The following is a 26127-nucleotide window of genomic DNA, read 5'->3' on the forward strand; positions in this document are numbered from 1 at the left end:
AGCGGGTGGGCCGGTCAGGCCGGGGCCGGCCCCAGCGGGACGTCCTCCCACAGTGCGCGGCGGGCCGGATCCGTGGCCGGGACGGACCGTGGCTCGCCACCCCAGACCTCCACCGGGCCCGTGCCGCCGTGGAACGGGGTCCAGCCCGGGTCCCCGTGCGCGGCGAAGCGGAGGACCGCGGCGCCGACGTGCCGCGCCAACCGGTGCTCGTCGGTGCCCACCGCGCCGATCAGGAAGTCCGCGCCGGGGGCGTCCAGGGTGCCGAAGACGAAGGGCACGTCGGCGTGGTGCCAGGCCCGGACCCGTTGCCCGCTGGCGTCCCGTCGGCGGTCGAACAGGGCCAGCCAGGCGGCACCCCCGGCCGCCACCTGGTTCTCCACCAGCCGCGCCGCGTACTCGCCGTACCGGAGGTCCCCGAAGATCGTCAACCAGAGTTCCTCGACGGTCGCGTCGGGCAGCAGTCGCCGGTAGCCGGCGGGCAGGGCCGCCGGCAGTCCCAGATCGTCGGCGAACCGCGCGAGTTCGCCTTCGGTGCGCACCGGGTTCAACCCGCCCACCGCGTGGAACAGCCAGTACTCCTCCGTGGTGTGGGTGACCAGCAGGGGTGTCCCGGCGGCCGCCCCCTGGGCCAGTGACGGCGCCGGGTCGGCCCGGAGGAGTTCGCCGTCGACCACCGGCCCGTACAGCACCGGGTCGTGCCGCCACCGCCCCGGCCAGCGGCCCGCCGAGTGGTCACCTGCGACGAGGTCGGCGGCCCTGACCAGTGCCTCGGGTGGCGCCGAGCCGAGGTCCGCCGGTCGCACCCCCGCCGCCGTGGCGATGCGGTCGGCGACGGTGGCGGCCTCGGAGGGGGAGCGGAAGCCCTGTGGCGGGCTGTGCAGGATGGCGCGGTGGAACGGTGTGGCCCGGTCCGAGGCGGCCAGCGCCAGGACCGAACCGGCGCCCGCCGACTGCCCGGCTGCGGTCACCCTGTCCGGGTCACCACCGAACTCGGCGATGTTGGCGGCCACCCAGTCCAACGCGGCGAGCTGGTCCAGCAGGCCCCGGTTGTCCGGCGTCCCGGGCAGGTGACCGAACCCCTCGAAACCCAGCCGGTAGTTGACGGTGACCACGACCATGCCGGTGGCGGCGAGCCGTGCGCCGTCGAAGTCCGGCTGGGCGCTGGAACCGAAGGTGTAGGCCCCGCCGTGGAACCAGGTGAGCACCGGCCAGGGACCTCCCGATCCGGCGGGTGCCCACACGTTCAGGGTGAGGATGTCCTCCTCGTCCGCCGCCCAGACCGGCAGCCCGGCCAGTCGCGCGGACTGGGGTGCGACCGGGCCGAAGGTGACGCAGTCCCGGACGCCCGCCCAGGGCCGTCGGGGCCGGGGTGGGCGGAACCGGAGCGGTCCGAACGGCGGATCCGCGTAGGGGATGCCGAGGTGGGCCCGCACGCCGGGTGCGGCCTGACGGCCCCGGACCCGCCCCGAGGTCGTGGTGATCTCCCGCCGCACACGCGCTCCCGTCCTCGACCGGAACCAGTCGTGATCAGGATGCCAGCCGTGGCGGGGACCGGGGTGGGTGCGGCCCGCCCGCCCTCCGCGGCGCGGGCGGGCGGCCTCAGCTGGTGATGTCCTTGCGGTCGAACACCTGGATGGCCAGCAGGACGAACACGGTGCCGTAGACGAACGAGGTCAGGACGCCCCTGGCCATCTCGTCCCAGCTGATGTCGGTGCTCAGCAGGTCGAACCAGTCGTAGCTGTAGTAGGTGGGGAGGAACTGGCGCAGGTCACCCAGGGCGGTGATCTGGTTGAGGATCTGGGACAGGATGCTGGCCATCAACGCTCCGCCCACCGCGCCCAGCGGGGTGTTCGTGGCGACGGTGAGCAGCAGGGCGAGGCCGGCCACCCAGGTGTAGAAGAGCACCAGGTAGGCGATGATCATCAGCAGCACGACGACGCCCCGGCCCATCGACACCGATTCGCCGGTGGGGCTGATCAGGGGCCCGTTGCCGTAGGCGAGGACCCCGACGAGCAGGGACACCGCCGGGAGCAGCAGGAGAGCGAACACGGTGAGCAGGGCCGACACGATGGCCTTCTGCCGGAGCAGTCGGTGCCGGGGGATGGGCGCGGCCAGCAGGTACTTCAGGCTCGACCACGACGCCTCGCTGGCCACCGTGTCGCCGAAGAACAGGGCGACGACGACGACGAAGAGGAAGCTCACCGACACGAAGATGGAGAACAGCGCGAAGTTGACCCCGCTGCGGGTGGCGAGTTCCACCAGGCCGCCGCCGCTGACGTCGTCCTGACCGATCCGGAACGCCAGCAGCAGGACCACGGGCAGGGCGACCAGCAGGCCGAGGGTGAGTTGGGTGCGGCGCCGCAGCAGCTGGCGCCGCAGCTCGACCCTGATCGGCAGGGTGTGGTTCGCGCGGTACCCGGCGATCGACCCGTCGTGGGCCACCCGGCCGGCCGGATCGGCGTGCCGGCTGCGCTCCTCCAACACGGCGGCCGCCTCGGCGGACGGAACGCTCCCGCGTGCCGCCTCCCCGGATGACGTGTTCCGATGTGGCTCGGTCACGGCGCCGACTCCTCTCCGACCATCTGGAGGAACGCGTCCTCCAACCGGCCGGTGGGCCCGGCCTGTTCGACCGCGATCCCGGCCCGCACCAGCTCGGTGACCGCCGCTCCCGGGCGCACCGGCCCGAGGAGGGCCTGCACGCTGCTGTCGTGGGCCTCGACCTCCGACACGCCGTCCATCGCGGCGAGCACCTCGGCCGCCCGCTCGGGCTGGTCGACGTGGAAGGTGTACCCGTGCCCGCCCGCGACGATGTCCCGGACCTCGCCGGTGGCCATGACCCGGCCCCGGTGCATCACGACCAGGTGGGTGCAGGTCTGCTCCACCTCGGCCAGCAGGTGGCTGGAGACGACGACGGTCCGTCCCCCCGAGGCGTAGCGGCGCAGCACCTCCCGCATCTGGTGGATCTGGGGCGGGTCGAGGCCGTTGGCTGGTTCGTCGAGGACGAGCAGGTCGGGGAGCCCGAGCATCGCCTGCGCGATGGCCAACCGCTGCCGCATCCCCTGGCTGTAGGTGGACACCTTCCGGTGCACCGCCGCGCCGAGGCCGGCGATCTCCAGGGCTTCCTCGAAGTGGGCGCTCTCCCGACCCCGACCGGTGGCCGCCCAGTACAGGCGCAGGTTCTCCATGCCCGAGAGGTGGGGGAGGAACCCGGAACCCTCCACGAAGGCGCCGATCCGGGACAGCACCGGCGCGCCGGGGCGCACCAGGTGTCCGAACACCCGCACCTGGCCGGCGGTGGGACGGATCAGCCCCATCAGCATCCGCAGCGTCGTGGTCTTGCCCGCGCCGTTCGGGCCGAGCAGCCCGAGGACCTGTCCCCGTTCGACCCGCAGGGAGATGCCGTCCACCGCGGTGAACCCGCTGGCGTAGCGCTTGCTGAGGCCCGAGATGACGATCGGCACGTCCTCCAGGTCGGGGACGAGGTCCGTCGAGTGCCGCCGGCGCCACGCCGAGACCAGCGCGAGGACCACGCCGAGGGCGACGACGCCACCAGCGCCGGCGAGCGCCCCCCACGGCACCGGGGAGGTGGCGTGCTCGCCCTGGGTCGTCGGGAGTGCCAGGTCGGTGTTCTCCGCGATGCCGACCACGTGGGTGACCGGCTCGGTGACGCTGGCGTAGGCCTGGTCGGTCGTGGAGATCGCGACCTCAAGCCGCTGGCCGCTGTCGACCGTGTAGGCGATGCCGGGCAGCGCGATGTCCACCTCCATCGGGGTGCCGTCGGCTGGTAGGCCGGTGACGCGGACCGGGGAGACGCCCTGTCCCGGCAGGGTGCGGGTGCCGTTGGGGCTGACCTCGTAGAGCTTGGCGAAGAGCACGGCGGTGCCGGAGGTGGCGGCGCCCGGCGCCTGGCTGACCTGGACGCGGACCCGGGGGGTTCCGGTGATCGTGACGGCCTCGGCCAGGGGCTCGGAGGTGAAGCGGGCCACCTGGCCGGGGACGTCCCGGTGGAGTCGGCCGGCGACGTCGGGCGAGCCGCCGAGCACGCCGGACAGCCCGGGCAGGCCGGTGATGGCGGCGGGCTGGCCCCCGGCCGGGGTGAGGACCGGCGTCGGGTCTCCGGTGATCCGGTGTCGTTGGAACTCGGTGGCCGCGGTGTCGACGAGGCCGGGGTACTCGGGAGCGGTCAGGGTGCGAACCCGGGTACCGCCACCGCCGGCGACGCTGCGCGGGATGCCGTACTCGAAGGTGGTTCCCGGGTCGGGTCCTCGGCCGGCGAGGTGGAAGTCGAACCACGCGCCGATCTGGTCCCGGACCTCGCCGGGTGTCCCGCTGCCGTCGTGGCCGCCGGCGAACCACACCACCTTGACCCGGCCGCCCGCCTCGGCGATCTCCCGGGCGTTGGCGTCGGCCTGGTCCAGGCCGAACAGGGTGTCCTGGCTGCCCTGCACGACCAGGCTGGGCACGGTGATGTTCTCGGTGAACCGCGCGGGGGAGAGGTCCGCGAGCAGGTCCACGGTCTCCTGGCTGGGTTCCCCGGTGGTGGCGAGTTCGACGTAGGCGGCGCAGAGCTCGGGGCTGAAGCGTCCGCAGCCGGGCGGGGTCGGCCCCGTGCCCCCGTCGGCGCCGCCGGTCCCGCCCTCCTCGGGAGTGGGGCGTGCGCCCTCGTCGCCCTCGCCGTCCTCGTCGTCGGTGCCGAGTTCCGGCGAGGCGACCGGCGGTGCCTCCACGGAGGGGCTGCCGGCGGTGAACAGCAGACCCGCCCAGAACCGCTTGAAGACCCCGGGGTCGGGGAACGGGCTGGCGGCCGGGGTACCGGCCGAGGTGATCGGGGTGGCGTCCTCGGTGCCCGAGTTCGGGATGAGGGCCTTGACCAGGTCGTTGTAGGTGATGACCGGGGCGATCGCGTCCACCCGGTCGTCCGTGCCGGCCACCATGAGCGACAACGCGCCGCCGTAGGAGCCGCCGGTGACGCCCACCACCGGGTCCCCGTCCTCGGTGAGCACCTCGGGTTGCTCGGCCAGCCAGTCGATGAGGGCGGAGGCGTCCCGGACCTCGTGGTCCGGCGAGTTCAGCCCGATCAGCCCCTCGCTCTCGCCGAAGCCGCGCGCGGAGTAGGTCAGGACCACGAAGCCGCGGTCGGCCAGTTCCCGGGCGTCGCCGGAGACCTCGAGCTTGCTGCCGCCGAAGCCGTGCGCGAGCAGCACCGCCGGGGCGGGTGTGGTCTCGGGGAGGTAGACGGTGGCGTCGAGGCTGATGAGGCTGTCGGAGCCGGGCTCCTCGGGCACCTCCAGCCGGAACTCCCGCGACGGGATGTCGGAGGTGTCCTCGTCATCGGAGGGCCAGGCGATCGCGCCAGCCACGAGGAGCACGACCGCTCCGAGGGCGATCAGCCACCAACGATTCCGCGCGAGGAACGACACCAGTCGACAGTATGCGAAGTCGCGGGACCGGCCATGTCAGGGGTCACACTTTCGGGGACATTCCGGACAGTGCTCGTCAGGTGCGGAATCCAGCGTGGACGGCCGTCGTGCCTGGTGGTGGGGCATGTGGCGTGGTGCGTCGCGTGGTGGGCGGTGGTGGGCTCGAGGAGCCGCCCGACTCCCGGCCGAGGAGGTGTGGATCACGTCGCGGGTCCGGTGCGGCCGAGGATCGGGCGTCCACCGGGGACGGTGGGCGTGACCGCGCGTGCGTGTCGTCCCGGGGACGGTGGGCGTGGACCCCGGGGCGAGGTGCCGGTCTAGGGACGGTTGACCAGGGCGAGGAACTGGCTGAGCCGGTCGGTCAGGTACTCCTCGAGCGGGGTGTCCGCCTGGAAGGCCCACCAGGTCAGTGAGCCCTGCCAGTAGGTGGCGAGTGCGTGACCGGCTCCGGTCGGGGTTCCGGGGGCCGTCGAGAGCCGCGCGTCGAGCGCGGCGGTCAGTTCGGCCTCCCACGCGGTCCCTCGGCGGCGCAGGAGGGGGTCGCGGAGGTCCTCGCGCAGGATCAGCAGCCCGTTCGCGTAAGCCTCGGCGTCGGCGTACTGCCCTGACAGGCCCACCAGCAGTTCGACCGCTCCCCGGGGGGTCAGGGGGGTGCTCGCCGCGAGGGACCGCGTGGTGGCGTCGAGCTTGTCCCAGCCCTGGAGGAGGGCGCGCTGGATCAGCGTGGCCTTGTTCGTGAAGCGCTGGACCAGCGTCGCCGAGGAGAGACCGGACCGGGTGGCGAGCGCGGCGAAGGTCAGGTTCCCGACTCCGATGTCCCCGATCAGGGAGAGGGCGGTGTCCAGGACCTCCTCGTCGGTCCGGGTCTTGGTGCGTGCCATGCTATGAATATAAACGATCGATCGGTTATGTATGACTGGGGAGGTTGGGCATGAGCCTGCGAGGAAGGGTCGCGTTGGTCGCGGGAGCGACGCGGGGCGCGGGGCGGGGCATCGCCGTCGAGCTCGGGGCGGCGGGAGCCACGGTGTACGTCACCGGCCGCACCACCAGGGATCGTGCCTCCGAGTACGGGCGGCCCGAGACGATCGAGGAGACCGCCGAGCTGGTCGAGCGCGCGGGCGGGGTCGGTGTTCCGGTCGCCGTCGACCACCTCGTGCCTGAGGAGGTGCGGGCGCTGGTGGACCGCATCCGCGAGGAACAGGGGCGCCTCGACGTCCTCGTCAACGACATCTGGGGTGGCGAGCTCCTCTTCGGGTGGGACACGCCGGTGTGGGAGCACGATCTCGACAACGGGCTGCGGCTGCTCCGGCTGGCGGTCGACACCCACCTCATCACCGCGCACCACGCCCTCCCCCTGCTGATCGAACGGCCGGGCGGTCTGCTCGTCGAGGTCACGGACGGGACCGTCGAGTACAACGAGCGGAACTACCGCGTCTCGCCCTTCTACGACCTCGCGAAGGTCGCGGTGAACCGCATGGCGTGGGCGCACGCGCGGGACCTGGTCAAGCACGAGGCGACGGCGGTGTCCCTGACACCGGGCTGGATGAGGTCGGAGATGATGCTCGACCACTACGGGGTGCGGGAGGAGAACTGGCGCGACGCGCTCCCCCGGGAACCGCACTTCGCGATCTCCGAGACCCCTCGGTTCGTGGGACGTGCCGTGGCGGCTCTCGCGGCGGACCCCGACCTCGCCCGGTGGAACGGCCGGTCGCTGTCCAGCGGGGGTCTCGCCCAGGAGTACGGATTCACCGACCTGGACGGTTCGCGCCCCGATGCGTGGCGGTACGTCGTCGAGGTCCAGGACGCCGGGAAGCCCGCCGACACCACCGGGTACCGCTGACGGTCCGGCCCCACCGTCCGGCGTCGAGGGCGGTGGGGCAACCGTCCCGGCGACGAGGCGCGTCGGCCCCGGTTACCCGGTCGTCGCACCCCGGAACGGGAGCGCGGCGCGGTCGCCGGGGCGGGAGTGGTCCCCTCGACCCCGTGCCGGAGCCGCTCCACCGCCACCACCGGCGCCCTCGCCGAGGTCACCGGTTCCCGGCTGGCGGGGGGTCGGGGGCGGTGTGACCATGATCTCCCGGCCCCCTGACTGTTGGTGGGGGCCGCACATGGTGAACAATGGCGCTCGTACGTGGAGGGGAGTATTCCTTCGCGGCGGCATCGTCATCACGGCGCTCGACGCCCGGTGCCGTCGACCGGCCCACGGTCGGTGGAAGAGACCTCCGGTGGTCAGCTGTGCCTGCGCACCGGAGGAAAGAAGTTCATGGACATCCCCAACTGGCTGTGGTTCGTCACCATCGCGGCCCTCGTGCTGGTCGTGCTCCTCGACCTCCTCATCGTCGACCGCAAGCCCCATGAGGTCTCCATCAAGGAGGCCGCGATCTGGTCGGCCGTCTACGTGGTCGCGGCGATCGTGTTCGGTGCCGGCATCTGGTACTTCTCGGGCAGCACCTTCGCCGGGGAGTTCTTCGCGGGGTACGTGACCGAGAAGGCGCTCAGCGTCGACAACCTGTTCGTGTTCGTCATCATCATGTCCAGCTTCGCGGTGCCCGCCATCCACCAGCACCGGGTGCTGCTGATCGGCATCGTGATGGCGTTGATCATGCGCGGCGGTTTCATCGCGGCCGGTGCCGTCGTGATCGACCGCTTCGCCGCGGTCTTCTACCTCTTCGGCATCTTCCTCATCTACACCGCGTGGAAGCTGGTCAAGTCCGGCGACGACGACAGCTTCAGCGGTGACAACGCGGCCCTGCGGGCGGTGCGGAGGTTCCTGCCGGTCACCGAGAAGTACCACGGGTCGAAGAGCTTCGTGCGGATCGACGGCAAGCGGTGGGTCACGCCGATGTTCGTCGTGATGATCGCCATCGGCAGCGCCGACCTGCTCTTCGCGCTGGACTCGATCCCCGCGATCTTCGGGCTGACCCAGGAGCCCTACCTCGTCTTCACCGCCAACGCCTTCGCCCTGATGGGGTTGCGGCAGCTCTACTTCCTCATCGGTGGCCTGCTGAACCGCCTCGTCTACCTCTCGATCGGTCTCTCGGTCATCCTGGGCTTCATCGGCGTGAAGCTGGTGCTGCACGCCCTGCACGAGAACAACCTGCCCTTCATCAACGGCGGTGAGGGCGTCCCGGTCCCCGAGGTGGGCATCGGGGTCTCGCTCACGGTCATCGGCATCGTCCTGGTCGTCACCACGGTGGCGAGCCTGATCAAGGTGCGTCGCGACCCGAGCGCCATCAAGCACGTGGAGAAGCCGCCGTCCGCTCCGGAGGCGGACGGCGAGGGCTCCGCGCCCGCCGCTACCCCGACCGAGGACGTCGAGGACGGCGGCGCGAGCGGCGCCGGCCGCCCCGGTCGTTCGGAGGAGGGGGGCGGCGATCGGCGCTGACCGCTGATCGCGTCCCCGCCGCAAGTGCCCGGAACCCTTAGTAAGTCTTGCTAAGCATCCGGTAGGTTGCCGCATGTGCGTCCAGACGACCTCTACCGACTGCGCTCCGCGCGCGGGGTGACCCTGCGCGAGGACCTGCTGATCGTCGCCACCGTGCGCCCCGACCGGGAGGAGAACTCCTACCTCGGCGGCCTGCACCGGCTCCCCCTCGACGGCGGGCCGCTCACCCCGTGGACCGAGTCGGAACGCGACCAGGCCGCGAGCATCTCGCCGGACGGGCGGTGGATCGCCTTCCTGCGGTCAGGAGACCCCTCGACGCGCGGCTGGGAGAAGGCGCCGCAGCTGTACGTGATGCCCGTCGGGGGTGGTGAGCCCCGACGGCTCACCCAGGCCCCCCTCGGCGCCGGAGCACCGGTCTGGAGCCCCGACTCGACCCGGCTCGCCTTCACCGCCCGCGTCCCCGAACCCGGCCGGTACGGCACCGACGAGGACGTCGCGCCCGACGAGGAGGCGCCCCGCCGGATCACGACCTTCCAGTACCGCCTCGACAACGTCGGGTTCGTGCTGGACCGGCGGCACCGCCTCTTCACCGTCGACGTCGAGGACCGCGCCGCCGAGGCGCGGGAGGTCGCCGGTGGCGACTCCTTCGACGTGCGGGACCCGGCGTGGACGCCGGACGGTCGGCGGCTGGTCTTCGCCGCGCAGCGCGACCTGAACGCGCGCGACACCCTGCACCACGACCTCTACCTCGTCCCGGCCGAGGGCGGCGAACCTCAGCTCGCCGTTCGGAGCAAGGGCAACGTCCACCTGCCCGTGGTCGGCGAGGACGGTGGCGTCCACTACTACGGCACCGAGTTCCAGGGTTTCGACTCGGTCGCCAGGAACACGGGCCTCTGGCACGCCGAACTCCCGGCCGCCGGCGAGGTCAGCGCCCCCACCCGGCTCACCGACCGCGAGACCGTCGACGTGCAGGGCCTCCGTCCCGCCGTGCCGACCTCGGAGGGCCTGCTGGTCGCGGTGCGCGTCCAGGGCTCCGTCCAGCTGCGCCTCGTGCCCCCGGACCCCGCCCCCACCCCCCTGGAGGGTCTGCGGCTGGTCGGCGACGCCGAGCAGGTGGTCACCGACTTCGACCACTGCCCCGCGTCCGGGCTGGTCGCCGCCGTGGTGTCCACCACGGAGCGACCAGGGGAGGTCGCGGTCCTGCGGCTGACCGAGGACGCCCCCGAACCCCAGCGGGTGCTCACCGACCTCGGCGCCGGGATCGGGGAGAGCGGCCTGGCCGCGGTGGAGGAACTGCGGGGCACGGGCGAGGACGGCTACCCGCTGCACGGGTGGCTCGTCCTGCCGGAGGGCCCCGGCCCCCACCCCGTGCTGCTCGTCATCCACGGCGGTCCCTTCCAGCACTACACCTGGGGCTTCTTCGACGAGGCGCAGGTGTACGCCTCCGCCGGCTACGCCGTGGTGCTCCCCAACCCCCGGGGCTCGGCCGGGTACGGCGAGAGCCACGGACGGGCGGTGGTCGGCGCGATGGGCACGGTTGACGCCGTCGACCTGCTCGGCCTGCTCGACCTGGCCCTGGCGCGCCCCGAGCTCGACGAGCGGCGGGTGGGGGTGATGGGCGGTTCCTACGGCGGCTTCATGACGGGCTGGCTGGCCGCCCACCACGGTGAGCGTTTCACCGCGGCCTGGAGCGAGCGGGCCGTGAACGCCTGGGACTCCTTCCACGGCTCCTCGGACATCGGCTGGATGTTCACCCACGGCTACATCGGTACCGACCCGGTGGTCTGGCGGGAGAAGAGCCCGCTCCACCACGCGGACCGGATCACGATGCCCTTCGCGGTCGTGCACTCCGAGCAGGACTGGCGGTGCCCGCTCGAACAGGCGCAGCGCATGTTCGTGACCCTGCTGGCCCAGGGCACCGAGACGGAGTTCCTGCTCTTCCCCGGGGAGGGGCACGAACTGAGCAGGTCCGGCCGGCCCAGGCATCGCGTCCAGCGGTTCGAGGCCGTCCTCGACTGGTGGGGCCGCTGGCTGCCGGTGACCCCTGGTGGGACGGGCTGAAAACCCTTCGCCGCTCCACCGCGCGGTGGGTGATGCTGAATCCATGACTGAGCGCGCAGTGCGTTGGACCGTTCGCCGAGCCACTCCCGACGACGCGTCCGACCTGGCCAGAATCAACGTCTCGGCGTGGCGGCGGTCCTACCGGGGCCTGCTGCCCGACGACTTCCTGGACGCCATGTCCCAGGACACCAGGGTCCCGGGCTGGGAACGTTGGCTCGCCGTCCCCGAGCCGGGCAGGGTGTTCGTCGCGGTGGATCGGCAGGGCCGGGTCGGCGCCTACTGCGGGGTCGCCCCGGTCCGGTGCGAACGCGACGCCCGGCCCGGCCTGCTGACCGCGGAACTGGTCGCGATGTACGCCGACCCCGAGGTGGCGGGTACCGGCGCCGGGCACGCCGTCCACGAGGCCGCCGTGAACTACCTGCACGCGCGGGGCTTCGAGCACGTCGTGTCGTGGGTCCTCGCCGGCAACGAGGAGGGCGCGCGTTTCTCCGAACGACACGGTTGGCGGCCGGAGGGCGCGGAGATCGAGGCGGCGATCGGTGGCCGCCCCGTCACCGAGATCCGGTACGGGCGCGCCACCCGCCTGACCTGGCTGGGGGACCGGCACCACCCCCTGCCGGCCGCCGGCTGACCCGACGTCCCGACCCGAGCCCGGCCCCGCCGGCACCGGCGGGGCCCGTCCTCCCGACCTGGGCGCGGTGCGCGCACGCCGGGGAGGGCGACCAGGTGGGGCCGCGCGGAGCAGGCTCAGTGCGAGAGCGTGTAGTCCAGCTGGTGGCAGATCCGGCCCAGTGGCAGGTCCAGGCCGGGGTGGTCCAGCGGGATGAGCAGGTCGGGGTGTTCCGGGATGGCGCTGCCCGACGGCGGGTCCCAGAGGCAGACCGCCGGATTACCAGCGTCCATCGAGGAGCGGTACCAGAGGCCGTCCAGGTCGTCGTAGGCCTCCCGGATCGCTCGGGCCCACGCCTGGGTCGCCTCCTTCGGGCCGCTGCTGATGGCCTGGGACGCGCCCGCCCTGGTCGGCCACAACCCGGCCACGTCCAGCAACTTCAGCGTTCGGCTCGGCCGCAGCACGACGAGCCGAGGGGAGCGCGTCCGCCGGTCCACGACCGAGGACGACTGGAACACCTCGGCCACGCACGTCCGGATCGACAGCGCGAAGTAGAGGACACCGTGACCCGAGTGGTCGGTGGGACGACCGCTCGGGCTGAGCGGGTGGGAGTCGAACCGGGCGTGCGGGAGCGGCCCGGTGGTCCGGAAGCCGTTCCAGGTCTGCGGGTGTCGCCCGGACGAGGTGTAGACGCGCACCAGCCGGGTGGCGTGGTGCACCGCGACGATGTCCTCCGACCTGCGCAGCAGCGCGCGCAGGGTCGCTGGTTCTGGCGGCTGGGGAAGCCGGGACATCCTGGCGCCGATTCCAGCTCGACCGCGGTCACACGGGACGGCCCAGCAGAGCGGCCAGCTCCGCCACGGCCTCGGGGGCACCGCCGGTGAGCAGCCATCGTCGTGGGGTGACCGGGTGGCCGTCCACCAGCAGCGTGGCCTGCGCGGTCATCATGAACCCGGCCACCACCAGGTCGGGCTGGTCATCGGGCACCGCGTCCAACACCTCCGCGAGCCCTGGCAGGACGCCGATCTCGGTGAACTGCCAGGCGGGCAGCCGCCACCCCCCGCGCCCGCGCCACCCGGCGACCCGGCCGGCCGCGATCCTGGCCTCCACGTCGGCGATCCCGACGCGCAGCCGGTCGGCCGCCTCGGTCAGGGTCAACGCGGAGTCCAGCAGCACCGCTTCGGCGGCCACCGTGCCCGCTCGGTAGTCCGGTTCCCCCGGGTCCTGCGGACTCAGGTCCAGCCCCACCTCGGTGAGCACCCGCTGCTGGTCGGGGGACAGGAACGCCCCCGGGTCGGGGTGCGGGGGCGTCAAGCGGCGCGCGGCGTCCTCGACGTAGGCGAGGAACTCGCTCGCGTTCACCCGCAGCCCAGCCCGTGCGAGGGCCGCCTCCAACCCGGGAGTCATGCTGTTCAGGGTATCCCGCATACGGCTCATCGTCCGCGCCGAACCGACAGCCGCCGGGTAGCCGCGCCTGGACACACCCGGCGGAGCGGCGGGTTTCATCCGGTCGACTGGCGCGGGTGACCGTGCGCAGTGCGGGGCCGGGGCGCTCACCCCCGGGACCGGCCCCCGCACCGGCGATGGTCAAACCGACAGGTCACCGCTCGCGCCGGTGCGGATAGCATGCACCGGGCGGCCGGCAGGCCGCGTCAACCGGTCCGCCGGGGTCGTCGACCGCCGGCAGCAGCGATGGAGGAGTCACCGTGTCCCGACCGCAGGCCCCCGTTCCCGAGCCCACCCCGCTGGTCGTGGTGGCCGCCGGGACCACCGCGGGCAGCGCGGTGCGGGAAGCCGGTCTCCCCGGCAAGGGTCCCGACGCCGTCGTGGTCGTCCGCGACGCGGAGGGTCGGCTGCGTGACCTGTCCTGGGCTCCCGCCGAGGACACCGAGGTGGAGCCGGTCGCGGCCGACACCGAGGACGGCAGGTCCGTCATCCGCCACTCGGCGGCGCACGTGCTCGCCCAGGCCGTGCAGCAACTCTTCCCGGAGGCCAAGCTCGGGATCGGGCCCCCCGTGAAGGACGGCTTCTACTACGACTTCGACGTGGAGCGGCCCTTCACCCCCGAGGACCTGCGCGCGCTGGAGAAGCGCATGAAGCAGATCATCAAGGGCTCCCAGCGGTTCTCCCGGCGCGTGGTGGACTCGGTGGAGGCGGCCCGCGAGGAACTCGCCTCGGAGCCCTACAAGCTCGAACTGGTCGACCTCAAGAGCGAGGTCGACACCTCCGAGGTCATGGAGGTCGGCGGCGGCGAGCTCACCGTCTACGACAACCTCGACCCCCGGACCGGCGACCGGGTGTGGGGGGACCTGTGCCGGGGGCCGCACGTGCCCACCACCAGGCACATCCCCGCGTTCACCCTCACCAGGGTCGCCGCCGCCTACTGGCGGGGCAACGAGCGCAACCCCCAGCTCCAGCGCATCTACGGGACCGCGTGGGAGTCGACCGAGGCCCTGGACCGGCACCTGGAACTGCTCGCGGAGGCGGAGCGGCGGGACCACCGCCGGCTGGGTGCCGAGCTGGACCTGTTCAGCTTCCCGGACGAGGTCGGCTCCGGTCTGCCGGTGTTCCACCCCAAGGGGGGGCTGGTGCGCCGGGAACTGGAGGACTACTCGCGCCGGCGGCACGAGGAGGGCGGCTACGAGTTCGTCTACTCGCCGCACATCACCAAGGGCGCGCTGTTCGAGACCTCCGGTCACCTGGGCTGGTACCGGGACGGCATGTTCCCGGCCATGCACCTCGACGAGGAGCGGGACGAGAACGGTGTCGTGCGCCGGCAGGGGCAGGACTACTACCTCAAGCCGATGAACTGCCCGTTCCACAACCTGATCTACCGCTCGCGCGGGCGTTCCTACCGGGAGCTGCCGCTGCGGCTCTTCGAGTTCGGCTCCGTCTACCGCTACGAGAAGTCCGGTGTGGTGCACGGGCTGACCCGGGTGCGCGGGATGACGCAGGACGACGCGCACATCTACTGCACCCCCGACCAGCTGCAGGACGAGATCCGGTCGTTGTTGACCTTCGTGCTCGACCTGCTGCGCGACTACGGGCTGGACGACTTCTACCTCGAGCTGTCGACCAGGAACGAGGAGAAGTACGTCGGTTCGGACGAGGACTGGGAGCGGGCGACCGACGCCTTGCGGGCGGCGGCCGAGGCCTCCGGTCTGGAACTGGTCCTCGACCCGGGCGGCGCGGCGTTCTACGCGCCGAAGATCTCCGTGCAGGCCCGCGACGCCCTGGGTCGCACCTGGCAGATGTCGACGATCCAGGTGGACATGCAGCTGCCCGACCGCTTCGACCTGGAGTACACGGCGCCGGACGGGTCCCGGCAGCGCCCGGTGATGGTGCACCGCGCGCTGTTCGGGTCGATCGAGCGGTTCTTCGGGGTGCTCACCGAGCACTACGGGGGCGCCTTCCCCGCATGGCTCGCCCCCGTGCAGGTGGTGGGGATCCCGATCGCCTCCGACCACGTCGAGCACCTGCTCGGGGTGGCCAAGGAGCTGCGGAGCCGGGGCGTGCGGGTCGAGGTGGACACCTCCGACGACCGGATGCAGAAGAAGATCCGCAACCACACCACCCAGAAGGTGCCGTTCATGGTGCTGGCGGGAGCGAACGACGTCGAGAACGGCGCGGTGTCCTTCCGGTTCCGCGACGGTGGCCAGCTCAACGGGGTGCCGGTGGCGACCGCCGTCGCCGCCATCGCCGACTGGATCGGGCGCCGGGAGAACAGCTCCCCGACGGCCGAGACCTTCGAGCCGGCGGGGGCGGCTGGATGACCGAGTTCGAGGAGCAGCGGGGCGTCGGGGTCCCCGACCCGCTCCAGCGGCTGTGGACGCCGCACCGGATGAGCTACATCCGGGGCGCGGACAAACCCGGTGGTGATGACGAGGCCGGGTGCCCCTTCTGCCGGGTGCTCGGCCTGGCCGACGAGGACGGCCTGGTCATCGCGCGGGGGCGCACCGTGTTCGCCGTGCTCAACCTGTACCCGTACAACCCCGGGCACCTGATGGTGTTGCCCTACCGGCACATCCCGGACTACACGGACCTGGACCCGGCGGAGACGGTCGAGTTCGCGGAGTTCACCCAGCGGGCGATGCGGGTGGTGCGGGCGGCCTCGGCGCCCCACGGGTTCAACCTGGGCATGAACCAGGGGGCGGTCGCCGGTGCCGGCATCGCGGCCCACCTGCACCAGCACGTCGTTCCCCGGTGGGGAGGGGACGCCAACTTCATGCCGGTGGTGGGGCACACCAAGGTGCTCCCCCAACTGCTCGGTGAGACCCGGTCGCTGTTGGCGGAGGCCTGGCGGCGCACGGCCTGACCCCGGGGCAGCGTCCTCAGGGGCGGAGGATGACCTTCGTCCACCCTTCGTCGCGCCGGTCGAAGTGCTCGTAGGCCTCCGGGCCGCGCTGGAGCGGTAGTTCGTGGGACACCAGGAACGACGGCTTCGCCCGGCCCTCGTGGATCAGGGCGCGCAGCCGGCGGTTGTAGGCCTTCACGTTGGCCTGCCCGGTGCCGATCCGCTGTCCCTTGAACCAGAACTCGCCGAGGTCGAAGACGGCCTTGCCCTCCCTGCTCAGCTGGTCGGGTCCACCCGGGTCCTGGGGGAGGAACAGCCCGACCACGCCGATCGCCCCGGTGGCGCGGACGGATCCGACGAGGTCGTTCAGGGTGGAGGCGGGTTCCTCCCGGCCGTCGGGGTCGTGGGCCTGGTACCCGACGCACTCGCACCCCTTGTCCGCTCCGGTGCCGCCGGTCAGGTCGAGGACCTGCTCCACGGCGGGACCTCGGGAGTCGTCCACCGGGATGGCGCCGATGTCGGCGGCGAGCTGGAGGCGGTCCGGGTGGCGGTCCACGACCATGACCTTCGACGCGCCCCGCAGCAGCGCGGAGTAGGCGGCCATCAGGCCGACCGGGCCCGCCCCGAACACCACCACCGACTCGCCGACGGAGACGTCCGCCAGCTCGGTGGCGTGGTAGCCGGTGGGGAAGATGTCGGAGAGCATGGCGTAGTCGGCTTCCTTCTCCTCCGCGTCCGGGGGGAGCACCAGGCAGTTGAAGTCGCCGAAGGGGACCCGCAGGTACTCGGCCTGGCCGCCCTGGTAGGGCCCCATCCCGGCGTAGCCGTAGACGCCGCCCGCGGCACCGGGGTTGACCGTCAGGCAGTACGCGGTCCGGCCGTGCTCGCAGTTGGCGCAGAAGCCGCAGCCGATGTTGAACGGCAGGCAGACGCGGTCGCCGACCTGGACCCGGTCCACACCGGCTCCGACCTCCACCACCTCACCGAGGTTCTCGTGCCCGAGCACCCGGCCGGTCTCCAGGTCGGTGCGGCCCTCGTACATGTGCAGGTCGGAGCCGCAGATGTTGGTGCTGGTGATGCGCACCAGCACGTCGGTGGGCCGTTCCACCCGCGCGTCGGGGACGTCGGCGACCTTCACCTGCCGGGGTCCCTCGTACACCAGTGCCTTCACCTTGACCTCCCGGTCCCTCGGTGACGACCCGCTGGTGTCCCGCTGGCTGACCGACCGTCGCGGGGCAGGTGGCCGCGCGACGGTCGGCGGGACGGGTGGGCGGGCCGTCGTGTGCGCGTGTCCTCCTCGTGGGGTGCCCGCCGTCACGGAACGCATGCGTCCTGGCCCGGGCTCGACCGGAGTGGGAGGCGCCGGTGCCGCTCGTCCTCGGGGCCGTCCTGTTCGATGGGTGGTCGTCCCCGCGCCGGTGCTGCTATATAGGGAGAGGTCTGCTGCCGATCGCTCGCCGAGGCCGGCTCGTTAGGCTGGAGCGACGGTCTTCCCTGCTAACAGGTCTGGACTACCTCCTGCGATGCTCAACATCTTCGCCCGCGCACCGGTGTCGCGGCTGACGGACCCGGTCGGCGCGTGGTTGGTGCGGCGGGGCCTGTCACCCAACGCGGTCACGGTCTTCGGCACGGTCGGCACCGTCGTCGGCGCGCTCTGGCTGATCCCGACCGGTCACCTCTTCCTCGGCGCCTTCGTCGTGACGCTGTTCGTGCTCTTCGACCTGCTCGACGGGGCGATGGCCAGGGCCAACGGTGGTGGCACGAGGTTCGGCGCGGTGCTGGACTCCTGTTGCGACCGGATCGCCGACGGCGCGCTGTTCGCCGCGATCACCTGGTACTGCTTCGTCCTCGCCAAGGACACGACGCTCGCGGCGCTGGCCCTGGTGTCCCTGGTCAGCGGGCAGGTCATCTCCTACGTCAAGGCGCGGGCCGAGGCGTCCGGGCTGAACGCCGACGGGGGGTTGGTGGAGCGCGCCGAACGGTTGACCTTCGGACTCGTCGGTGTCGGACTGCACGGTCTTGGCGTTCCCTACGTGCTGCCCGCGTCATTGTGGCTCCTCGCGGTGCTCTCGGTGATTACGGTGGTGCAGCGGCTGGTCGCCGTGTACCGATCCGCGAAGGAGAACGCAGCGTGAGTGACACGGTCGCGCGGGGGGCCGACTGGCGGGCCGCCCTGGCCGACAGGGGCTACGGGGCCGGCTGGGCGCTCGTCCGGACGGTGCCGCCACCTCTCGCCGACCGGCTGTTCACCCTCGGTGCCGACCTGGCCTTCGAACGGCGGGGCCGGGGGGTCCGGCAGCTGGCCCGCAACCTGCGCCGGGTGGTGCCCGACGCGGGACCGGCGGAGCTCGCGCGGCTGGTGAGGACGGCGATGCGTTCCTACGCGCGGTACTGGCGGGAGGCGTTCCAGTTGCCGGCCGTGGACCACGCCGCCGTCCGCCGGACCTTCGACCGGGGTATCGAGAACCCCTCGGCCCTCGACGAGGCGATGTCCGCCGGGCGCGGGGTGGTCGTCGCGCTGCCCCACAGCGGGAACTGGGACATGGCTGGCCTGTGGGCCGCCCACCGCTACGGGGGCCTGACCACGGTCGTCGAGCGGCTGCGCCCCGAATCCGTGTACGAGCGGTTCGTCGCCTACCGGGAGTCGCTCGGGTTCGAGATCCTGCCGGCCGATGGTGGGCGTCGCACGATGATGACCATGCTGGAGCGGCTCCGTGCGGGCGGGCTCGTGTGCCTGGTGGCCGACCGGGACCTCAGCAGTGGGGGCGTGCCGGTCGACTTCTTCGGGGAGCGGACCAGGATGCCGGCCGGGCCGGCCTGGCTCGCGGCCCGCACCGGGGCCACCCTCCTGCCCGCGACCACCTGGTTCACCCCGTCTGGTTGGGGGTTGCGGTTCGCGCGGCCGGTGGCGGCGGCGGGCGGCGCGGCCGGGGTGGCCGGGGCGACCCAAGCGGTGGCGGACGCGTTCGCCGAGGAGATCGGCCGCCATCCCGAGGACTGGCACATGCTCCAGCCCCTGTGGCTGTCCGACCTGCGGGCACGCGGCCGGCGGGCGGAGCCGGGGGACGCGCGGGTGGCGCCGCGCACCGGTCGGGAGACCGTGAAGGAGCCGCGACCGTGAGGGTGGGACTCGTCTGCCCGTACTCGCTGGAGGTGCCCGGCGGGGTGCAGGCCCACGTCGCGGACCTCGCCGCGACGCTGCGCGGCCTGGGGCACGAGGTCGACGTGCTGGCCCCGGCGGCCGAGGACGCCGAACTCCCCGAGTTCGTCACCTCCGCCGGTCGGTCGCTGGCCATCCCCTACAACGGTTCGGTGGCCAGGCTGTCGTTCGGGCCGAGGTCCTTCGCCCGGGTGCGGCGCTGGGTGCGGGAACACGAGTTCGACGTGCTGCACCTGCACGAGCCGGTGGCGCCGAGCCTCGCGCTGCTGGCGCTGATGGTGGCCGACGGGCCCATCGTCGCGACCTTCCACACCTCCACGCCCCGGTCGCGGGCGCTCACGGCGTTCCAGGGTGTGCTGCGGCCGTTCCTGGAGAAGATCACCGCCCGCATCGCCGTGTCCGACCTGGCGCGGCGGGTGCAGGTCCAGCACCTCGGTGGGGACGCGGTGCTCATCCCGAACGGGGTGGACGTCGGGTTCTTCTCCGAGGCGGCCCCGTTGGCCGGCTATCCACGAGCCGGGGGGACGGTCGGTTTCGTGGGGCGCTTCGACGAGCCCCGCAAGGGGATGCCGATCCTGCTCGACGCGTTGCGCCGCATCGCACCCGACCGGCCGGACCTGCGGCTGCTGGTCGTGGGCCGGGGGGACGGCGAGGAACTGCTCCGGGCGGCCGGGCCGGTGCTCGCCTCCCGGATCGACCTGCTCGGCCAGGTCGACGACGAGACCAAGGCCCGGGCTCTGCGCAGCGTCGACGTCTACTGCGCGCCCAACACCGGGGGGGAGAGCTTCGGCATCATCCTGACCGAGGCGATGGCCGCCGGCGCGGCGGTGCTCGCCAGTGACCTGGACGCGTTCCGCCGGGTCCTCGCGGGTGGCGGTGCGGGGGTGCTGCACGCGGTGGGTGACGCCGGCGCGTTGGCCGGGGAGCTGGCCGGGTTGCTCGACGACGACGACCACCGGGCGGGGATCGCAGCCCAGGGGCGACGGCAGGTGGAGACCTTCGACTGGCCGGTCGTCGCCAGGCAGGTGATGCGGGTCTACGAGACCGCGATGGCCGCGGACCCCCGGCGCGTCGCCGAGGCGGACGGGGAGCGGGCCGGATGACGGTGACCACGCTGCTCACCCTGGCGCTGGTGCTGCTGGTGTCGTTGGTGGTGCTCGGTGGGTGGTCGGTGCTGGTCGCGAACCGGCTGAACCGGCTGCACGTCCGCACCGACGCGGCGTGGGCCGCAGTGGACTCGGCCCTGGCGCGCCGGTCCGTGGTGGCCAGGGCCGTGGCGGAGGTGTGCCCGGACCAGGCGTTGGCGACCCGGCTGCGCACCGCGGCCGACCGGGCGGAGACGGCCGACCGCGACCGGCGGGAGGACGAGGAGAACGCGGTCGGGCGGTTGCTGGCCGAGTGGGACCGGGTCGCGCTGTCCCCGGGGCTGCGCGCCGAGCTCGAGGAGGCCGAGCTGCGGGTGATCCTGGCCAGGCGGGTGCACAACGACGCGGTGCGCGACACGCTGGCGTTGCGCCGGCACCGGGCCGTGCGGTGGTTGCGGTTGGCGGGTGGCGCCCCACCGCCGACCTACTTCGAGATCGCCGAGCCCGAGGGCGGGATGGACGCCGCCGGCACGGCGAGCCTGCGGTTGCGCCCGGCCGCCCGCGTGCTGCTCGTGGACCCCGACGACCGGCTGCTGCTCTTCGAGGGGATCGACCCGGTCCGGCCGACCGCGCCGTTCTGGTACACCGTCGGTGGCGGCGTGGAGGACGGTGAGAACCCCCGGACGGCCGCCGCGCGGGAACTGACCGAGGAGACCGGGCTCGCCGTCGCCCCGGCGGCGCTGGTCGGACCGGTGTGGCGGCGGTACGCCGTCTACAGCTTCGACGAGCAGGAGACGGAGACCGAGGAGTGGTACTTCCTCCTGCGGATCGCCGACCAGCTCGCCCCGGACACCTCCGGGTTCTCGGACCTGGAACGGCGGACGGTCCTGCGGCACCGGTGGTGGGACCTGGACGAGCTGGCCGCCTCCGACGTGACGGTCTACCCGGTGCGGCTCGCCGAGATGTTGCCGGAGGTGCTCGCCGGGGAGTGGGACGGCCGGACCCGGACCGTCCACTGACACCCGCGGCGTCGGCGTCCCGGCGTGCCCTGGCGGCCGTGCTGGCGCACCGGTTCGGGGGCCGCTGTCGCGGGCGACCGGCGTGTCGCCGACGGGGGTCGCGGCGGCCCGGTCGTGCGGACTCCGCCGACGGCGCCGGTGAGGTGGGAGGCCCGGGCCCCTCGTCCGCTGCTCGGTCACGCCTGGCGGCGGGTCAGCGATGTCGGCGGAGGAGCCGGGAGAGCGTCCACCTCCTGGGCACGGCGCCCTCGCGGACGAGCCACCGGTGGAACCTCCGGGTGTCCTCGCGGGCGCCGACCCCCACCTCGCGGGGGTGGTCCTCGGCGTAACGGGCGAACAGGTCGGCGAAGGCATCCCCCAGGGCCGCGACCAGGTCGGGGCGGAGACGGCCCGCGACCCGCGTGCGTTTGGCGACCAGCGCCCTCGCCTGCGCCGCGATCCGGTCCGGCGGGAACCCCGGTGGCACGGGACCGGTGCCGAGCAGCGCCGCCACCAGCGCCCGTTGCCGGGCGGCGAGCTCGGCGCGCCGTGCCGTCAGCGGTTCCTCCGGGGAGGGCGGGTCGGAGGGGAGCGCCCGCCCGGCTCCGCGCCGCTGCCCGGGGTCAGCGGTCATCGTCGGCCCGTCGTGCGGGGGACCGGGTGGCGGTGCCGGCGAGGGCGGCGGCCCGGATCCCGGCGAGTTCGTCGGCCAACTCCGCGTCGGTGGGGTAGGCGTCGTCGCGTTCCACCATCACCCAGGGTGGCGCGGGTGCGCGTGCGGCCAGCTCCCGGACCAGGGTGAGCACCTCGCGGGGCACCGGGTGGGCGTGGGTGTCGTGGTACAGGCCGTCCCGCCACACCCCGCCGGCGACGTGCGCGTAGGCGAGGCGTTCCCAGGGCAGGGTGTCCAGGAACGTCGAGGGGGTCGTTCCGATGTTGTGCGCGTTGGCGTGGAGGTTGGCCAGGTCGACCAGCAGCAGGCAGTCGGTGCGTTCGACGAGTTCGGTCAGGAAGTGCTCCTCGCTGAGTTCCCGTTCTGGCCAGTCGAGGAGGGCGGCGATGTTCTCGAGGGCCAGCGGTCGGGGGAGGTCGCGTTGGACCGCGTTGACGTTGCTGACCAGGACGTCCAGCGCGTCCCTCGTCCTGGGCGGCGGGAGCAGGTGGCCGACGTCGAGGCCGCCGGCCCTGACGAAGGCGATGTGGTCGCTGACCACGGGGGCGTCCAGCGCCTCGCCCAGCTCGGCGAGGTGCCGGACCCGCCGCGGATCGACGGGTTCGGCCCCGGCGAGTGACAGCGTGACCGCGTGCGGGATGACCGGGGTGCCCCGGCGGCGCAGGACCTCGATGGACTCCGGGAGTTCGGTGGGGCTGAGGTTCTCGGCGACGACCTCGACGAAGTCCACGCCCGGGAGTCGTTCGACGGTCAGGTCGATCTCCGGGCGCCATCCGATGCCGATCCGGGGGGCCGGCTCCTCCGGCGTGTTGGGTGACGTCCTCACGTGTCCTCCTCCAGGGTGATCTCCCACCGCCTCCGGGCAGGTCACCGGGTCTTCTGCCCAGGGCCGCGATGGCGCTCACCCGCCGCAGCCACCACCACCGCCGCCGCCACTGTCACCGCCGCCGCCGCAGGAGTGCGAGCTCCCTCCGCCGCCACCGGAGGAGGTACTCGCGGTGTGCAACGCGTCGCGCACCTCCGGATCCGGGTGGCCGGCGAAGCCGAGCAGCGCCACCGAGGTCAGGGCGGCCGGCCCGGCGGCCGACCCGCTACGGCTCCGGGCGGAGGTCGTCGGCGTGCCGCCCGGGAACCGGCCACGTGCTTCGGCGACGACGGCCTCCCCCAACGGGGTGCGGTCCGGCGCCCGGAGTGCTCGGAGGAGCACGAGCGCGACCAGCGCCAGGTTCACGACGACCAGCCCGATGAGGAAGCCGACGGGGCGGCCCGCGTTGACGCCGGTCACGAGGCGGAGGACGCCGAGGACCAGGGCCAGGTCCAGCGGGACCATCGCCAGCAGGCGCAGGGCGTGCCGCCCGGAGGGCACCACCAACCCCCGGTCCCTGAGGTCGGTGAGCAGTTCCCGTGCGGCGACGGTGCCCATCAGGGCCACCGGGCTGAGCCGCCGCCGTTCGCGGCCCGAGCCCGTCGACACCTCGACGGCGGCGAGGTGCAGCCGGTGGGTGGGTGTCGCGCCGGTGGCGTGCAGCCGCCCGCCCCGGGACACGCGCCACACGCCGTCGGCGATGAGTCCGGCGGTGACCGTGTCGGTGAGGCGCCTCGCGCCGCCGGCCAGGTAGGCGAGGCGGTGCGCGTCCACCTCGGGCGGCGGCCCCACCGCCGCCGTCCTCCGGCTCCAGCGGGGGATCGCCAGGCCCAGCAGCAGCCCGAACAGGAGGAGGACCGCGTACAGGGCCAGGAACGCCGGCCCGCTGATGCCCCAGGTCTGAGTCATGGTCTTCCCCCGACGGCGCACCGCCCACTCGACCGTGGGGCGCCCGATGTGATGGTAGGTGCCCGATCGGACGGGGGGAGCGGCTCGATGGTTCCGATCGTGTCACGCGGGTGGTCGACACCGGCGCGGCCGGGGGTGGTGGTCGACGGTCGGGACGGCGCTGGTGTGACCCGCTCCGGGGACGTTCGGCCGGTGTTTCCTCGCGCAACCGAGCGGTCGCGCGGACGAGTCCTCCTCGCCGCTGTCGACACCCGGAGCGGCGTCGTCGGTCTCCACCGGTGCCCTCCTCGGCCGGATCTCCCGGCGTTCGGCGGGCGGGGGTGGCCGTCGCGGTCCAGCCCGGCTCAGGCGCCCCGCGCCTCGTAGCCCCAGAACGCGCGGCTGAAGTCGGCCCGTCCCGAGGTCAGCTGGTTCAGTTCCACCAGGTACCTGCTCAGCTCGGCCGCCGGGACCTCGGCCCGGACGACGGTCCAGCCCGCCTCCGGCGCGGGATCGGTCCCGAGCACCTGGGCCCGGCGTGCGGCGAGGTCCCCGAGCACCGAGCCGAGGCAGTCGTCGGGGGTGTGGATGGCCACTTCGTCGACCGGTTCCAGGAGGGGGAGGGCGACCTTGTTCGCCGCGTCGCGGAGCGCGAGCGCGCCCGCGGCCTGGAACGCCGCGTCCGAGGAGTCGACGCTGTGCGCCCGTCCGTCCAGCAGGGTGACCCGCACGTCCACCAGGGGCACGCCTTCGGTCAGGCCACGAGCCATCAACGCGCGGACGCCCCGCTCCACGCTGGGGACGAACTGGCGCGGAACCGACCCGCCCACGGTGCGGTCCTCGAAGTCGAAGCCCGCGCCCCGGGGCATCGGTTCCACCTCGATGTCGCAGACGGCGTACTGGCCGTGGCCTCCGGTCTGCTTGACGTGCCGGCCGTGCCCGCGCGCGGGGCCGGCGAAGGTCTGGTGGAGCGCGACCCGCACCGGTTCGACGCGCAGGTCCACGTCCCCCACCCCGAGACGGGCCAGGACCAGGTCGGCGTGCCCTTCGCCGGTGCACCAGAGCACGAGCTGGTGGGTGTCCTCGTGTTGTTCGATCCGTAGCCCGGGATCGGCCGCCGCCACCCGGGACAGGTTCCTGCCGAGCAGGTCCTCGGTGGCCGGGTCGGCCACCGCGACGGCGATCGGTAGCAGCGGCTCCGGCAGGGCCCAGGGGCGGATGGTGAGGGGGCGTTCCGAGGCGGAGACCGTGTCGCCGGTCTCCGCGTTCGCCAGTCTGGTCACGGCGCAGATGTCGCCGGCCGCGCAGTGGCCGGTCTCCCGGAGCTCGGTGCCCAGCGGCGAGTGGATCCGGCCGACCCGTTCGATGGTCGCGTGCTCGGGGCGGCCCGCCCCGTCCAGGCCGTGACCGGCGACGCGCACCCGGTCGTCGGGATGGAGCGTGCCCGAGAAGACGCGGAGCAGCGTCACCGGTCCGAGGTAGGTGTTCGCGAAGGAGCCCACCGCCTCGGCCAGCAGCGGGCCGTCCGGGTCGCCGCACGGGACCGTCTCCGGTGCGCCGTCCGCCCCCGTGACCTCGGGGCACTCCCGGTCGGCCGGGGAGGGGAGGACGCGTGCCACGACGTCCAACAACTCGGTCAGGCCGACCCCCCGGGTGGCGGAGACCGGGATGACCGGGTGGAGGTCCCCGGTGAGCACCGCCCGCGCCAGGTCGTCGAACAGCTGGTCCTGGGTGGGGGATTCGCCGAGGAGGTAGGTCTCCATCAGCGCCTCGTCCTCGCTCTCGGCGATGATGGCCTCGATGAGTTCGCGGTGGGCCGCGGCGGGATCCCGGAGGCCGATCCGGCCGCCACCCCGGGTGTCGGCCCGGGCGAGGACCGGGTGCGGAGCGGCCGGTTCCCCACTGGGGGTGGTGACCGGCAGGTACAGGGGGAGGACGCCGGGACCGAAGGCCCGGGCGCACTCCGCCAGCACCCGCTCCGGGTCAGCCCTCCGGTGGTCGAGCTGGGTGATGACCACCGCTCGCGGTGTTCCGGCCTGGGCGCACTCCCGCCACAACCGCGTGGTCGCCTCGTCCACACCGCCGTTGGCGCCGAGGACGAACAGGGCGGCGTCGGCGGCGCGGAGCCCGGCCCGGACCTGGCCGAGGTAGTCCGGGTAGCCCGGGGTGTCCACGAGGTTGACGTGGTGGTCGCCGTGGCGGAGCGGCGCGACCGCGAGGCCGACGGACCGCCCCTGCTGGCGGGCCGCCGCGTCCTGGTCGGTGACGGTGGTGCCCTCGTCCACCGAACCCGCCCTGGGGATGGTGCCGGTGGCCGCGAGCAGGGCCTCGACGAGAGTGGTCTTCCCGCCGCCCGACGGGCCGACGAGGACGACGTCGCGGATCCGTGTGGTGTCCACCGGCGGGGTGGCGGGCCGCCGGCCCTCTCCCGATCGCCTGTGTGCCATCGTCCGCACCTCCGACCCGTTGGGCGGGCGCGCCCCGCCGGCTGTCCCTCCCGGTCGGTTACCCGCCGGGCCGGTACGAATGCGCGCCGTCGACCGGCGTCCCGTGCCGGGGCTGGCGCTGCTGCCCGGGGCGGGCCGGCACCCCCGAGTGGTCTGCCGAAACGCGGTCGAACTGGCCACCTTGGTAGGCCACGTCGGACGTACGATGACGCCGACCAGGTAAGACGCGGTGCCGGTGGCC

The 26127-nt window shown here is 73.3% G+C and carries 21 protein-coding genes; 10 read left to right on the forward strand and 11 right to left on the reverse strand.

All coding sequences use genetic code 11. The features are described from left to right. Positions 1 to 14 precede the first annotated feature (14 nt). From ACOJVX_RS07630 to ACOJVX_RS07645, 4 genes are all read right to left on the reverse strand, one after another. Positions 15 to 1493: a carboxylesterase/lipase family protein gene (locus ACOJVX_RS07630; RefSeq protein WP_422647365.1), complete on the reverse strand. Its 1479-nt coding sequence runs from the start codon at positions 1491 to 1493 to the stop codon at positions 15 to 17. A gap of 106 nt (positions 1494 to 1599) precedes the next feature. Further along, a complete protein-coding gene (locus ACOJVX_RS07635; RefSeq protein ID WP_418154176.1) occupies positions 1600 to 2559 on the reverse strand; it encodes an ABC transporter permease subunit in 960 nt (319 codons plus the stop codon). After that, positions 2556 to 5420 carry an alpha/beta fold hydrolase gene (locus ACOJVX_RS07640; RefSeq protein WP_418154175.1) on the reverse strand — a complete coding sequence of 955 codons (2865 nt, stop codon included), beginning with the start codon at positions 5418 to 5420 and terminating at the stop codon, positions 2556 to 2558. Before ACOJVX_RS07640 ends, ACOJVX_RS07635 begins: the two co-directional genes overlap by 4 nt. 317 nt (positions 5421 to 5737) lie before the next feature. Next, positions 5738 to 6301 carry a TetR family transcriptional regulator gene (locus ACOJVX_RS07645; RefSeq protein WP_418154174.1) on the reverse strand — a complete coding sequence of 188 codons (564 nt, stop codon included), beginning with the start codon at positions 6299 to 6301 and terminating at the stop codon, positions 5738 to 5740. Between the two features lie 50 nt (positions 6302 to 6351). Here ACOJVX_RS07645 and ACOJVX_RS07650 point away from each other — a divergent pair, with 50 nt between their 5' ends. The 4 genes from ACOJVX_RS07650 (at position 6352) to ACOJVX_RS07665 (ending at position 11497) form a co-directional block, all read left to right on the forward strand. Then, on the forward strand, positions 6352 to 7260 hold the full coding sequence (locus ACOJVX_RS07650; protein ID WP_026418936.1) for an SDR family oxidoreductase: 909 nt from the start codon (positions 6352 to 6354) through the stop codon (positions 7258 to 7260). A 423-nt stretch (positions 7261 to 7683) separates the two neighbouring features. Beyond that, complete coding sequence (locus ACOJVX_RS07655) at positions 7684 to 8805, forward strand: TerC family protein (protein WP_418154195.1); 1122 nt, start codon at positions 7684 to 7686, stop codon at positions 8803 to 8805. 75 nt (positions 8806 to 8880) lie between these two features. Beyond that, positions 8881 to 10866 (forward strand): S9 family peptidase, encoded by a 1986-nt coding sequence (locus ACOJVX_RS07660; RefSeq protein WP_026418934.1) that lies wholly within the window; start codon positions 8881 to 8883, stop codon positions 10864 to 10866. 43 nt (positions 10867 to 10909) lie between these two features. After that, entirely contained in the window at positions 10910 to 11497 is a 588-nt protein-coding gene (locus ACOJVX_RS07665) for a GNAT family N-acetyltransferase (RefSeq protein ID WP_245588807.1), read from the forward strand. 116 nt (positions 11498 to 11613) lie between these two features. Here ACOJVX_RS07665 and ACOJVX_RS07670 read toward each other — a convergent pair whose 3' ends face one another. Further along, positions 11614 to 12270: an RES family NAD+ phosphorylase gene (locus tag ACOJVX_RS07670; RefSeq protein WP_422647366.1), complete on the reverse strand. Its 657-nt coding sequence runs from the start codon at positions 12268 to 12270 to the stop codon at positions 11614 to 11616. 28 nt (positions 12271 to 12298) lie between these two features. Continuing rightward, positions 12299 to 12883, reverse strand: a complete 585-nt coding sequence (locus ACOJVX_RS07675; RefSeq protein ID WP_026418932.1) for a hypothetical protein — start codon at positions 12881 to 12883, stop codon at positions 12299 to 12301. Positions 12884 to 13182: 299 nt separating this feature from the next. Here ACOJVX_RS07675 and thrS point away from each other — a divergent pair, with 299 nt between their 5' ends. Then, positions 13183 to 15249: a threonine--tRNA ligase gene (gene thrS, locus ACOJVX_RS07680; protein ID WP_026418931.1), complete on the forward strand. Its 2067-nt coding sequence runs from the start codon at positions 13183 to 13185 to the stop codon at positions 15247 to 15249. Then, positions 15246 to 15791, forward strand: coding sequence for an HIT family protein (locus tag ACOJVX_RS07685; RefSeq protein ID WP_030105776.1), 546 nt, complete (start codon positions 15246 to 15248; stop codon positions 15789 to 15791). Before thrS ends, ACOJVX_RS07685 begins: the two co-directional genes overlap by 4 nt. 16 nt (positions 15792 to 15807) lie before the next feature. On the opposite strand, the gene ACOJVX_RS07690 is transcribed toward ACOJVX_RS07685, so the two are convergent. After that, complete coding sequence (locus ACOJVX_RS07690) at positions 15808 to 16941, reverse strand: glutathione-independent formaldehyde dehydrogenase (protein ID WP_026418929.1); 1134 nt, start codon at positions 16939 to 16941, stop codon at positions 15808 to 15810. A 352-nt stretch (positions 16942 to 17293) separates the two neighbouring features. Between ACOJVX_RS07690 and pgsA the strand changes: the two genes are divergently transcribed. The 4 genes from pgsA to ACOJVX_RS07710 are packed head-to-tail and all read left to right on the forward strand — an operon-like array spanning position 17294 to position 21034. Beyond that, positions 17294 to 17905, forward strand: coding sequence for a phosphatidylinositol phosphate synthase (pgsA, locus tag ACOJVX_RS07695; protein WP_418154168.1), 612 nt, complete (start codon positions 17294 to 17296; stop codon positions 17903 to 17905). Continuing rightward, positions 17902 to 18891 carry a phosphatidylinositol mannoside acyltransferase gene (locus ACOJVX_RS07700; RefSeq protein WP_245588806.1) on the forward strand — a complete coding sequence of 330 codons (990 nt, stop codon included), beginning with the start codon at positions 17902 to 17904 and terminating at the stop codon, positions 18889 to 18891. The genes pgsA and ACOJVX_RS07700 overlap by 4 nt, the downstream gene beginning before the upstream one ends. Further along, positions 18888 to 20033, forward strand: coding sequence for a glycosyltransferase family 4 protein (locus ACOJVX_RS07705; protein ID WP_026418927.1), 1146 nt, complete (start codon positions 18888 to 18890; stop codon positions 20031 to 20033). Before ACOJVX_RS07700 ends, ACOJVX_RS07705 begins: the two co-directional genes overlap by 4 nt. After that, the gene (locus ACOJVX_RS07710) at positions 20030 to 21034 is read left to right on the forward strand and encodes an NUDIX hydrolase (protein ID WP_026418926.1); all 1005 of its coding nucleotides are present in this window, start codon (positions 20030 to 20032) and stop codon (positions 21032 to 21034) included. The genes ACOJVX_RS07705 and ACOJVX_RS07710 overlap by 4 nt, the downstream gene beginning before the upstream one ends. Before the next feature lie 193 nt (positions 21035 to 21227). On the opposite strand, the gene ACOJVX_RS07715 is transcribed toward ACOJVX_RS07710, so the two are convergent. The 4 genes from ACOJVX_RS07715 to ACOJVX_RS07730 all read right to left on the reverse strand — a co-directional run bounded on the left by ACOJVX_RS07715 (position 21228) and on the right by ACOJVX_RS07730 (position 25886). After that, entirely contained in the window at positions 21228 to 21647 is a 420-nt protein-coding gene (locus tag ACOJVX_RS07715) for a hypothetical protein (RefSeq protein ID WP_418154165.1), read from the reverse strand. Beyond that, the gene (locus ACOJVX_RS07720; protein ID WP_245588805.1) at positions 21637 to 22512 is read right to left on the reverse strand and encodes a DUF692 domain-containing protein; all 876 of its coding nucleotides are present in this window, start codon (positions 22510 to 22512) and stop codon (positions 21637 to 21639) included. Before ACOJVX_RS07720 ends, ACOJVX_RS07715 begins: the two co-directional genes overlap by 11 nt. A 75-nt stretch (positions 22513 to 22587) precedes the next feature. After that, entirely contained in the window at positions 22588 to 23460 is an 873-nt protein-coding gene (locus ACOJVX_RS07725) for a TIGR04222 domain-containing membrane protein (RefSeq protein WP_026418924.1), read from the reverse strand. Between the two features lie 344 nt (positions 23461 to 23804). Next, positions 23805 to 25886: an elongation factor G-like protein EF-G2 gene (locus tag ACOJVX_RS07730; RefSeq protein ID WP_418154164.1), complete on the reverse strand. Its 2082-nt coding sequence runs from the start codon at positions 25884 to 25886 to the stop codon at positions 23805 to 23807. Positions 25887 to 26127 lie beyond the last annotated feature (241 nt).

The organism is Actinoalloteichus caeruleus, assembly GCF_049311605.1.
In the GTDB taxonomy this organism is placed as follows: domain Bacteria; phylum Actinomycetota; class Actinomycetes; order Mycobacteriales; family Pseudonocardiaceae; genus Actinoalloteichus_B; species Actinoalloteichus_B caeruleus.